Here is a 12,785-nt window from a genome sequence, read left to right on the forward strand (position 1 = left end):
CTTTCATGAAACATCATTCTAGAAAGTAGTTTAAACATCAACGATATAAAATCTGTAAATACGATTATTTATCTGTTTGATACTAAATAAAGTGATCGATATGGTAATTGTCGAGTATGTTTAAGAATTAGTATTTTTCTTTTAAAACGTTTGAATGATAAAAGAAAATTTATAGATGAAAGAAGAAATTGTGGCGAAATCGACATAGAAGATTCTAGATGTTTTATCTTTATCACACATCAATAATGATAAAAATCATATACTAAATAAAAATAGCATTATATATGATTTAAAGAAACCGCTTAGGATTAAACTTGCCCTTATCACTGACAGAAAATAATAAAATATGCAGAAAAAGCGATTGTCTATAGTGTAATTTAGATTAAAGCATCTAAGATTAAATCATGGTGCAAGGCTATATTTTACGTTCAAACACTAATTAGATTATCATAAGAATTTTTTAATCGTGTTTAATTATAAAAAGTTATCTTAGGTATTATAAAGTTTATTTCGTGATGCTAAAGCTAAAAAATGAAGGATATAAAATATCAGAAATAAGGATAAGTTGTGTATCACGAAAATTAGCTTACACTGCAGGGTAGCAATTACTTTGGAAAATCTTTTTATTTATTGAATAATTGACAAAAATAACTTCTATTGGCAGGTTAATCAATCAGCGATCATTTCCGCTGATTGATTATCTTGCAGAGCTTTTAATCTTTTATCTTTCGATCAACTCTTTTCTATCTGTGCTTTTTTAAAAAATAGATAAGCAAGTATAGAAACAATAAAATTACCTATCGCAGCAAAAATGATTACCACATTCAACTCAAAATAGTTAAATAAAATAAAACCTGTTAAAGCCGCACCTATTGCTGCACCGCAAGTATTGATAGCATAAAGATGTCCGGTAGTTTGGCCAATGTTTTTCCAAAACTGCGCTATATAAGTGATTAATATTGGTAACGTAGCCCCCATTAAAACTGCAGGAACAAGGACTAATAAGAAATTAACAATCGCAACAATTAATAAATTATAGACAATAAAAATATCACCGAAAAATAAAATAAGTTGATAACTAATTAATCCAAATAACCCAATTCCAAATTCACTAAAACAAAAAAACTCAAGTGCTTTATCAGGATATTTATCCACCACTTTCCCGCCGGCAAGTGCTCCTAAACCCAGACCCAACATAAATGCTGATACGATAATCGCAACTGAATCCACATCAGATCCAAAAGCCGAATAAAGTGCGCGTTGCCAAGCAACTTGGTAAGTTAAACCACTCATTCCGGAAATAAAAAATAAAATACTTAGCAGTAGTAATCGTTTTTTGCTTAACATAAAAGGTTCCTTATTTATTCCAAAGTCCATATTTATATTCAGTTATCATATTACTATCAGTAATGATTTCCGTATCACGATCTAAATTATAAAGTTTTTCAACTTCACCTAAGTTTAACAGTTTTGTTATTAATGTTTTTTTGTAAGCACCAGATTCACGTTGTTTGGACTCTTCACTAAATAACGGTTTACCGTCTAAAATTAACTTATTAAGATTAGCTTCAGCAACAACTTCATCAAGTTTGATCATCGAATCAGACGCATAAATAAAACCGAGCGTCCCCCAATAAGCATATTTAAATACCGATTGTGCAGTTTTTAATGTGTCGGGTGAGCGCGTACTATTAAATGCCAAAATACCATTAGGATTTAATGAATTTTTGACAATTTCCATCATCTCCTGCGACAAAAGATTAGTTACACCTGAACGCCAATGGTAAGTTGTATTCATAACGATTAAATCATATTTTTTGTCACAATTTCGTTTAAGCCACCGTCGGCCATCATCAATGTAGATATTAATTTTAGGATCGTTTAATATTGGGGAAACTTCAGGATGTTGTTTAATAATGTCTAGATAACCTTTATTAATTTCAATAGCATCAATGGTTTGTAATGTTGGAAAACTTGACAAAGCGCGAGTCCATGCCCCACCACTAACCCCAATAACCAATGCTTTTTTAGGACTAGGATGGACTGCTGCTAATAAATAAAGCCGATTTAGGTCATTTATATCATCGTCTGGATTGATACTTATAATCCCATCATAAACATTATTACCTAGTACAATATTTTTTCTGCCTTTCTTATCATCATTAACAATATGAATTACACCATAGCGATTTTCAACATAATTATTGACAGAGAGATTTTTAAAGGTATTTGCAAAAATATAATTAGTATGTTTATCTACTAAACCAATACAAATACTGCCAAGTATAACAACAGTTGTGACAGAAACAGCTGTTTTTTTTATTATCATCAAACTGCCTAATGTGACACAAACCATACCGGTTATAATAAACATCGATGAAATAGAGATATAATCGAGAAGAACACCACCAATTAATAAACTACCTAGCGTTGAACCAATTATATTAAAGAAGTAGACTTTAGAAACAGATGAACCAATTTTTCCATTAGCAATATTAGTACCTAAATGGTGTACAATTGGAAATAAGATTGCCATTAAAGTGGCTAGGATAAATATTAAAATACAACATATGAAAAACGAAAATAGTATAGAGTTTTCTTGAAGTGTAAATTGTATTATAAATGGAATCATTATGTCAGTAAAGCCAGCAATAGTTAAGACTATTCCACCGACAAAGAAAAGATTTGAATAACGGGTACACATCATCTTACCTCGCCCGGCCCCATAGGCAATACCTAATAGAAATAAAACCAATACCAAAGCAAAAGCAAAAGGTTGTCCACCCAAAATAAAGCTGAAGACTCTAAACCAGAGCATCTCTTGCCCTAAACTCATAAGTCCAACTAAAAGCGAAATGGACCAAGCAAAATATTTCATTATTTTTTCCTGACTTTTTTATTATTGAATTATTGAAATTTTACATACTGTTCTACTAAAACTAAACACTTCCAATCGACGGAATTAAGTGGGTCATTAAACACCTAAATAATCACATTTACAAGACCTGTTTATAAAATATATACGCAGGTTATTAAATACCATAATAATTATTCTTTCAAATTGATTACGCCAAAGCATCCCTTTTTTGCATCTCTTTTTATTGTAGGAAATAGCGCTCTTTCAATGAAAAATACCCATGTTAAATAAATATTTAGAATCTGTATAATTGACAATCGGTTTAACGGTATTGTAAACATATGATTTAAACTTTTTAAAATCATCAAGGCTACGCCCAATTCAGCTACGATTATAGAGCTGATAAGACGACAAATGAAAATGACTTGTGAATAAAATTCCACAATTGAAGTCAGTGCAAACTGATGACACATTATTTATGAATGGTGATAGCGTAAAATTGCTATAATTTACATTATGTGTGAATTTAATTCATGATATTATTCATAAATTACTGCTTTATCTTGCTAATAATTAGCATTACAATCTATTCAGTTAATTAACAATATAGCTGCATTAAATATTTAGTAAATTTTTACCATCTCAATTATGCAATTTGCGCTTTTATTCTATGATTTATCTGGATTGGCATTCATCGCTACTAATCACGCTAAAAAGTTATGAAGACGTTATTGAAAACAAACAAAACATTCTATGATCGCATAGTTATGCTAATCCTTGCTACATTAATGGCAATGACATCATTATCGGTTGATATTTATTTACCAGCCATGCCACAAATGCAGCATGATCTGTCAGGAAATATCGAATTAACTATAACTGGGTTTCTTATTGGCTTTTCTTTAGCACAATTAGTCTGGGGACCGATAAGTGATTGCATTGGTCGACGCAAACCACTTTTTATTGGCATAATATTGTTTATCATTGGCTCTGTGGGGTGTGCGCTTTCACAACACATTGAGCAAATCATATTTTGGCGGGTTTTTCAAGCTTTTGGTGCTTGTACTGGACCAATGATAGCTAGAGCTATCGTTCGTGATCTTTATCAAAAAAAGAAAGCGGCTCAGGTATTATCGACATTAATGATTGTCATGGCGATCGCTCCTATTGCCGGTCCATTGATTGGTGGGCAATTGATACAAATCAGTACTTGGCATAGTATCTTTTGGTTATTGACCTTGATTGGTGTCGTAATATTGTTGAGTATCTTTTTACTGCCAGAAACACATTTTCCCGAGAAACGAGTCAATCTGCAAATTAAAAACATTTTTGCCACATACTATAAGTTATTAAGTCATCGGCAATTTATGCGCTATACATTATGTGTCACTTTCTTCTATGTGGCGGTTTATACTTTTATTGTCGATTCGCCCTTTGTCTATATCACTTTTTATGGTATTGGCGAACAATATTACGGTTGGTTATTCGCAATTAATATTGTTGGTATCATGACATTAAGTGTACTAAACCGTTATCTGGTTACCCAATATAGTCTTAATTTTTTACTGCGTTCATCGACTATGATTGCAATGGCTGCATTAGTTATTTTAGTACTCTTATTCAATTGGCATATCGGGGGAGTTTATAGCATCATCACCATGCTTTTCATTTTTTTTTCAATGAATGGTATCATTGCTGCATGTGCAACAGCGGCAGCGCTGGATCTGGTTCCTGAAATAGCCGGTTCAGCTTCAGCCCTGATTGGTTCTTTACAGTATGGTAGCGGGATTATTTCAACTTTACTATTGGTATGGTTTTCTAATGATTCTCCATGGGTAATGATTATTATCATGACAATATTCATGTTTATGAGTGCTCTGATGATGCTGATACCTTTAAATCGCCAACATCATCGCCTTAACGTATCACAACTATGATTATTAAGGTAGAGATAAACAAGGTCTTCATCAATTGTATATGCCGTTTAACACCAATCATTACTGTCATTCGCTTAATGGCTGGTTATAGTTAAAGTTACATGAAATGAAATTGCATTAAAACAATAAATTCATCATGATGACCTCTATCTCATCTTATAGCGATACTTAGAAAATCTTTTAAACGTTTGATTATGCCTGTAATCTTAAAAGTGAGCGAGATTGGCTTTTCAGTCAGAAAAATAGTCATCTTTTATCAAATACTATAACGTAACCTCACATTGAGACGGTAAATAAGCCAAAATATTTAGAAGCTATCGGTAGTTCTAAATCCCCCACCACCTGATGAAGAGCTTGATGAAAAACCACCACCACTTGAAGATCGAGATGAGGAACTCGATGATGTTCTCCAAGACGAGCTATGTTCCTTTTTATTATTGGAAATAGACCAACCACTTCGATATTTTGTTGTTGATGAGACCGTTCTGTCTATTCGTATGCGATAAGCAATGAGTGCATGAACAATGGATTGAGGAAACACATTTTCATCGAATAAATTGTTTAAAATCTTATCAAGTCTAGACGGTGAAAGATCATATTCATAAAAGGAGCTTGGAATATTATTTTTGCTAAAAATATAAAGTACTTGGTTAAAACGGTTATAGGTATGCTCTAATCGTTGAATAGTTTGTTGCAATGCCGGGAGTCGCTCTTCAAGCTGCTGTATTTGCTTATCTGCTTTCTGAAGATTTTTCAGTAGAATATCATCTTCAGCTGATTTGGTTTGCAAGGTCAAATGCATAAGGGTGTATTGAGATTGTCGTTGTAAAAATTGCGCCAGTTGATTGGATATATCCTGAAATTGATTACTTTTACCCAATTTAGTATCATTGAAATCTTGATTGTTTTTTTCTTTTTGTTTTTTATAATGTGCTAACATCTGTTCCGTTTGTGCCAACTCACTTCTTAATTGAGGAAGGTGTAAGCTATTTTCAACGATACGTTCTTTGTTTTCTTTTGGTTCTAATGCAGCCTGATATAAGCCTTTTTTAATATCATAACGAGACTGAGACTCTTTTAGTAGTGCCTTAAGTATTTTTTGATTTTGATAATTTTCACTAAAATTAACGCATCTCGCCGCCCAGGCATCTAACTTACGAAAAATCCCAAAACCTTTATAATTATTCTCACCAAAATTTCTTTTTAATAGATAGTTGTAACAACGGTTTTGACTATATTGAGCCAATTTTTCTGAAAATTCGTGTTGTGCTTGTTGAAAATTTATCGTTTCGTTATTAAGGTTTTCTTCTGCTTCTTTAAAGCGATTAAATAATGTTACATATTCAAGATCATTTTCTAGTTGCCTGACCTTCTGGATTGATAGTTCATCTATTCGTGCAAATAAGCTTGACAGGTTATGTTGACTATGTAGCATAAGTTGATCTAATTCTTGAGATCTCTTATTGAACATACTGAATAATTCTTGTAGTTGATTAATAAGAGATTGTATATGGGCATTATGATTATCAGGCGATTCCAATAAATAAATCGTGGCTATTTTTTGATAAATTTTCACCTGCTCATTTTTCAAGTTCAGCATTGTTTGATGAATGTTTTGCCGCTCTTTATTAGCCGAATTTAAAGAAGCCATAACATTGTTAGCTTTCAACTTAATACTATTTTCAATTTGTTTGGTCTGCATATTTTACCACTCCAAAATTCTGCCTGGTTTCACTGAACTTGGGCAAACAAAAGTCAATCGACCAATTGTTTTTTGACAAAGCAAGTTATTATCAATGTGTCCATCTTGTGCCTTATCAGCTCTTACCACGTTAAATATGTCTTGAGTAACTTGTTGACCAAACATACTGACTAATTTCATTTCACCAGTTTCGATACTTTTTACCCATATTGGCATTGCTATTCCAGACGGTAATGTTGGCGTAACAATTAAATACCAAGATTGACCATGAGTATCATCATGGGTTCGAACAATACCTGATTTATAATTTGGATTATCGACAACAATCAGATTTAACGGCGTTTGAGCAAGTTTAATATAGTAAGCTATCATCGTTTGATAATTCTCTACATTGGTGAAATTAAGTTCTTTTAAATCGGCTTTTAACGCGGTTTGTAGTGATGTAACCGGCGCCATATCAGACTCAGGTACATTAAGTCTATGCAATTGAATATTGTCTGCGCGTATTTTATTTTTGATCGCTTCGGCGCGTTCAACTGTACTATAGAGCGTTTCTAGACGTGTAAGATCGACCGTCTTCTCACCACGATTAAGGCTATCAAGAACCGCATCAACTGTAACTTGTAAAATTGGGTATTGCTTAGAGGCATTGATAAAAGGTTCACTCAAAATTAATTTAGCTAATTGTTGATCTGTAGCAAGTAAATTACGTAATTCCAATAATTTTGAGTTAATTTTGGCTAACTTATTGTTTACTGAAATATCGATCTGTTGAAGTTGATTAAGGGTATCTTTTTTAATAGCAGAAGATGAATCAAATACCGGTTTAGTAAGGGGTGTAATATCGTCTTGATTAAGTGCTTCTACAATAATTGCCTTTAATTTTTTTGCCGGTACAAGCACAAAGTTAATCGGTTGTTTATTCAGTTCAATAAACTCATTATTTAAAGCATCTAAAGATTGTTTGCTATCTTGAATATGATTATAAGTGGTATTAATATCATTTTGTAATTGTTTTACTCGTCCAACTTTAGAAGAATGACTTACTGTACAGATAAATAAGACTATAACAACTAAAAAAACTATGATATTTCTGCTTATGTAACAGTAAATCAATAAATCTTGAAACCATGAATGGCTAGGTGCATTAAATCGTAATCGCTTATCGAACCAAAGTTTAATTCCTTTCTCTATGGTTTCATCATTAATAGGTAAACCTTGAGTTTGATAGTAACTTTTGATATCTCGCTGTAAATTACGATGTAGTGTTTCCCGATCGAGGTGCTCAAGTAATAATTGCTGCTTTTGATAAAGTTCATCAATGATTGCCATTGCACCAAGTTGGTCACTGAGTTTAAATTCTGACATTAAACATTAACCTTTAACAAAATATTATTAAAGCGTTCTTTCCCAACTTCTACGATACGATCAATTTCTTTAGCATTATTGATCGATTCATTTCTAAGCTCAGTAATCAACTGATGACTGGATTCTTGATAATTAACTATCGCTTCAACCAAAGAACGTAAAGAATCAGCTTTGATCGTTGATCCATATCCTGCTCTTAACCCTTCTTCAAGTTGCTTATTCCCCATTGAAGCAATACTTTCAATGCCTTTATTCATACCTTCTTTCATTGCTTCTAACGTTTTAGTGCTTTCACTTAAACCTGATAATGATGTTATCGAAGCACTTAATGCCGTAAAAACAATTTCATTTGTGGAAAAGAAACTGACACTTTGTTGATAAACACGTTCCTTAACAGATGTAGTTTGCTGTAATCGGGCAAAAACCGCTTCAGCCGAATTATAGGAAACGGTTAAGTTATTGGACAAATCTAAAACAATTTGGTAACGACTGTCTTCTTGTTGGACATTACGTAACGCCTCATCACGAGCAAGCTCTAAACGTGCTCGTCCAACATGATCATCTGAATGATATTCATCAACTGCCGCCATCGCCAAAGCTAATTTTTCTTTACACTGTTCGAGACGAGCTGCGGCAATTTGCACCACCTCCTCTGCAGCGATTTGTGCTTGCTTTAAACCAAAACGAAAATCGATATAGGCATCTGAAATAACGCGCTCGCGCTCTATCTGATGATTGGTATCTTTAGATACTTCCAGATAGGTCTTTTTGATCGCATTAAAGCGATCAGGGATTGAGCCTCGTTGTAGGGTCATCCAACCTATTTTAACTTTTTCAAAAAAATCTAAGCGTCCATCATCTAACCAACCGACCATCTTTTCCATATCGGTACGAATACTATCAAAATTACTGACAATTTTCGTGTAACGCTGAGAAACTGCCATACCATCAATTTGCTCTCGCACCACTTCATTAAAAGCGCCTTGTTGTTGCAAAGTACGAGCAATAGCAACAATACGATTCTTATCAATTTCTGCAATTTTATCTAGTAATTTTAAAACTGGAGCATCAGCTTGTGGCTTAATAGTTATACCCACTTTATTTAATGATTGTACCGCTCTATCAACGTAAGAAACTATATTATTAGACATTTCACAATTCCTTGAAATTTTATAATTAATCGTATATTAAATGAGCATAAATTATATAGTAATAAATTTATTATTACCATTGATAGTCGCTTTCATGCGTGAATGTTTTTTAGATTCGACTAAATTTAATCATATTGATTTTTACCACTAGCTTAAAAAAGTTAATAAACGTTCAAAACTAGCCAAAACAAACAATAATCCGTCAGGAATTGCCATTTTAGTATAATTGTTTTCCATTAAATAACATTTACATTATAAAATCGCTTTATCAATAAAAAACCCGTCAATAGTATGATATTAACGGGTTATTTTTTACGAATAATGGCAACTCATATTTGATTATATATTAGTAAAGAGAATTTTCGCTTTGCTAAAGACACTTGGCTTTAACTTACCGTTAGACCAAATTGGTTATTATTTTCACTTTAATAACATATTATTTATTAATCTCATTCCATACTTGATGCAAGTTTGTAAATTGTTTAGGACTAACCTGAGTAATAAGTTGATTGATACCCGTTTCGGTTAAACCAAGGTTTCGTAATATGGTTAAATGTGAACGTAATTGTGGATTTACACTTGTGCCTAGTCCGATCAAACTTCCCAGTGTAGCCAATTCTCGTTCAAAATCACCTAAATTATCACGACTAAACTGGTAGCCAAATAATTGTGCTTTAATGGCATAATCAATCGCTGGGGCAAAATCGAAAATAGCTGTTTTAGTTGGACGATGAGTGAGTTGCGCTAACTTTTGTGTTCCCAGTTCATAATAATTAACACGCCCTAATTGGGTTGGTAGTGAACCTTGTGGATCATTGATACCTTGCTTAATTCGTTCTTCAAGCACCGTTTTCAAGGTGATCATAGCATTTAAGGTTTTAGGTGCGCCAATATAAGCAAACTGATGTGACACCAACTCTTTAAGTTCATTGACTGTCAGCCCTATTTTTAGCCCTTGTTCAATAAATTTTTTTACCGCAATTTGGTCGCCTTCGGTCACGGCGATCGCAAGGGGAACTACAACAAGTTGCTTAGCCGTTAATTGTTGATTATTGGTGGTTTCAATTTTTATGGGATTATTAACACTTTCCGGTTGGACTTTTTCCATCCAAGTAACCATATTATCCTTTGCCGGGCTGATTGCAATATGACTCATTGCTGTATATTCGCCGGCACCATGCCAGTGCTTAACGTTTGGCGCAATCCATACCACATCACCTTGGGTGATCAGCTGAATTGGTTTTCCCCACTGTTGAAAACGTCCCGTCCCTTCTATCACAATTAAATACTGCCCTTGACTATGTGCATGCCAGTTGGTAAATCCATTTGGTTCAAAATGGACAATTGCTGGAGCTACATCACCGTGGCTAGGCATTAATGGATAACGGATAAAGGCTGCCTTGCCAGTAAAATGATCGCTATCAGCTGACTGTAAAATAAATGTATTACTTGAAGTTAATTGAGTATCCATTATTTCTGCCTGTAGATTTAGATTAAATAGCAAAAAATAAAGTAATGTAAATAGTTTAACTGTTTTGATTGTCATTTTAAGTTATCACCAAAAAATGTGGTTAATTTATCAGTTATCTGCTGCACATAAGGCTGTTTCCAATATGTTTCTATATGACTTGCATTTGGCACAAGAAACAATTCTTTATTGTCGGTTCCACTTGCGTTAGCAAAAACTTCTTGAGTCATATAGAGTGAATCCGCTTTCTCACCAGCAATCATTAATAAAGGTTGACTAATTAATTCAACATTAGTATTGACGTCAAACGCTATTAAATCTTGAAAACTATCGATCGTATTATTCGTTTGCGAGTTTGGATGAGCATGCGTATTGGCATAGTATTCATAACCTTGGCGATACATTTCAAAAGGTAATTCCGCCACTTGTTCAGGAGTCATATTTTGACCAAATGAAGGAGAATATTGAATTTCCCCCCCCACGGCTTCTTGTGCCCGGACTTTGGCAATATCACTCAAACGCTGTTGGATTGTCTCTTTTTGACTACGCATAAAACCATTACGTCGCGCATCACCTGTATTAAACATACTCACCGTGGCCACAGCAATAAAACGCTTGTCGGTCTGAGCTGCTTTAATCGAGTATCCACCGCCACCACAAATACCTAACATACCTATGTGATGAGCATCTACACCAGGATATTGACTAATAAAATCGGCTGCGGCTCGAATATCTTCAATACGATTTTGTGGTTTGTCAGTATAACGTGGTGTTCCTGAACTTCCGCCTTGATAAGCCGCATCAAAAGCAATAGTAATGTAACCTTGCTCGGCAAGATTTTGTGCATACAACCCAGACACTTGTTCTTTTACACCACCATTTGGATGAGCCACGACAATAGCCGGATATTTGTTTATAGGATTATAATTTGCTGGCGTATACACGTTTGCAACTACGTCAATATTAGTTTGGTGTTGTTTATATTTCACGGGATGTATATTAACTTTACCTGATTCATTTTTAGTTAAGGCATTTTCATACGTTAGTGTAAATGGATTATTTTTATAATCTTGAGCCATAGCATCGCCTCCTAATGTTGTCACTAATAGCGTGACTAATAGTGTTGTCTTTAAGTATCTCATTGTTTTATTCCCGTAAATAATGAATGTAATTTATTATAAGCAGACAACATTACCATGATAATATAAGATAATTAACATGGCTTTGTGAGTAAAATTCATTAATGGGATAACAATGACTAGTCATAAACATTTCAATGATCTTTATGCTTTTTTGCAAATTGCTAAATTAGGTAGTTTTACGCAAGCTGCTGCAATCCTGAATGTACAACCCTCTGCCTTAAGCCATCGAATAAATGAGCTAGAAAGGCGGTTAAAAATAAAATTATTAAATCGTACCACTCGTGCAGTTTCGACTACCGAAGCAGGTCAACAATTATTGGAACGCGTTATGCCAATGTTCACCTGTATCCAACAAGAGTTATGTGCGCTTTCTGATTATACCCATAATATGAGTGGGAAAATTCGCATTAATTGTCCGGAACGTCCAGCTTTTGAATTAATTTATCCCAAAATTCATCACTTTTTAGCGCAAAATCCCGGTGTTGAAATTGAAATTTTTATTAATAATAATTACTGTGACATTGTGGCGGAACGGTTTGACTTTGGTGTCCGTTCAGGTAAAGACTTGGCTCAAGACATGACCGCAGTACCGATATCAGCTGAAAATACGATGGCTCTGATTGCTTCACCTTACTATTTAAGTCAATACGGTGAACCCAAACAATTACAAGAAATTACCAACCATCGTTGTATTGTGATCGCGCTTAATCCAGAATTTAGAGTCAGCGAATGGGAGTTTATTGAACAAAAACAATTACATAAAATACGTGTTCCAGAAAACTTAGTTTTCAATTCACAATATTTAATTAAACAAGCTGCCATAGATGGATTGGGAATAACTTGGCTACCACGTACCAGCGTACAAGCCGATATACAAGCGGGACGATTGATTGAATTGTTAAATAAAACAGCCATTACTTATCCACCGATGTACCTTTATTACCCACCCAACAAACATAAAACTACGGCGATGACCGCATTCATTGAATTATTGCGTTGGCAAAAAAATGAATAATCCCATAAAAAGGTTATGTATATCACAAAAAATTTAATAGCGAAGACGTTAAATTTTAAATTTGGCTGCTAATTAAATAAAAAAATTATGTTACCAATAGATCAAAAGATTTATAAGCAGAATTGATTGGATTTTATACATTTTC

9 protein-coding genes are annotated in these 12,785 nt (G+C 33.8%); 2 read left to right on the top strand and 7 right to left on the bottom strand.

The window, feature by feature from the left end; genetic code table 11:
* Window positions 1-732: 732 nt before the first annotated feature.
* Together FcAc13_RS08670 and FcAc13_RS08675 are read right to left on the bottom strand one after the other, a co-directional pair.
* Window positions 733-1,347, bottom strand: a complete 615-nt coding sequence (locus tag FcAc13_RS08670; RefSeq protein WP_187755826.1) for an MFS transporter — start codon at window positions 1,345-1,347, stop codon at window positions 733-735.
* Between the two features lie 10 nt (window positions 1,348-1,357).
* Entirely contained in the window at window positions 1,358-2,878 is a 1,521-nt protein-coding gene (locus FcAc13_RS08675) for a fused MFS/spermidine synthase (protein ID WP_187755827.1), read from the bottom strand.
* A 698-nt stretch (window positions 2,879-3,576) separates the two neighbouring features.
* Here FcAc13_RS08675 and FcAc13_RS08680 point away from each other — a divergent pair.
* Window positions 3,577-4,794: a multidrug effflux MFS transporter gene (locus FcAc13_RS08680; protein WP_187755828.1), complete on the top strand. Its 1,218-nt coding sequence runs from the start codon at window positions 3,577-3,579 to the stop codon at window positions 4,792-4,794.
* A gap of 307 nt (window positions 4,795-5,101) precedes the next feature.
* Here the strand turns inward: FcAc13_RS08680 and FcAc13_RS08685 are convergent, their stop codons facing one another.
* From FcAc13_RS08685 to FcAc13_RS08705, 5 genes are all read right to left on the bottom strand, one after another.
* Window positions 5,102-6,496, bottom strand: a complete 1,395-nt coding sequence (locus FcAc13_RS08685; protein ID WP_187755829.1) for a GumC domain-containing protein — start codon at window positions 6,494-6,496, stop codon at window positions 5,102-5,104.
* Between the two features lie 3 nt (window positions 6,497-6,499).
* Window positions 6,500-7,864, bottom strand: a complete 1,365-nt coding sequence (locus FcAc13_RS08690; RefSeq protein ID WP_187755830.1) for a DUF6384 family protein — start codon at window positions 7,862-7,864, stop codon at window positions 6,500-6,502.
* Entirely contained in the window at window positions 7,864-9,015 is a 1,152-nt protein-coding gene (locus FcAc13_RS08695; protein ID WP_187755831.1) for a merozoite surface protein 3b, read from the bottom strand. Before FcAc13_RS08695 ends, FcAc13_RS08690 begins: the two co-directional genes overlap by 1 nt.
* Window positions 9,016-9,451: 436 nt before the next feature.
* Entirely contained in the window at window positions 9,452-10,486 is a 1,035-nt protein-coding gene (locus FcAc13_RS08700) for a cupin domain-containing carboxymuconolactone decarboxylase family protein (protein ID WP_223064574.1), read from the bottom strand.
* A gap of 71 nt (window positions 10,487-10,557) precedes the next feature.
* Entirely contained in the window at window positions 10,558-11,625 is a 1,068-nt protein-coding gene (locus FcAc13_RS08705; RefSeq protein WP_187755833.1) for an alpha/beta hydrolase, read from the bottom strand.
* Between the two features lie 112 nt (window positions 11,626-11,737).
* Here FcAc13_RS08705 and FcAc13_RS08710 point away from each other — a divergent pair, with 112 nt between their 5' ends.
* On the top strand, window positions 11,738-12,640 hold the full coding sequence (locus FcAc13_RS08710) for a LysR family transcriptional regulator (protein ID WP_187755834.1): 903 nt from the start codon (window positions 11,738-11,740) through the stop codon (window positions 12,638-12,640).
* The last annotated feature ends 145 nt before the right edge of the window (window positions 12,641-12,785 follow it).

It is taken from the genome of Frischella japonica (assembly GCF_014489845.1).
Classification (GTDB): Bacteria; Pseudomonadota; Gammaproteobacteria; order Enterobacterales; family Orbaceae; genus Frischella; species Frischella japonica.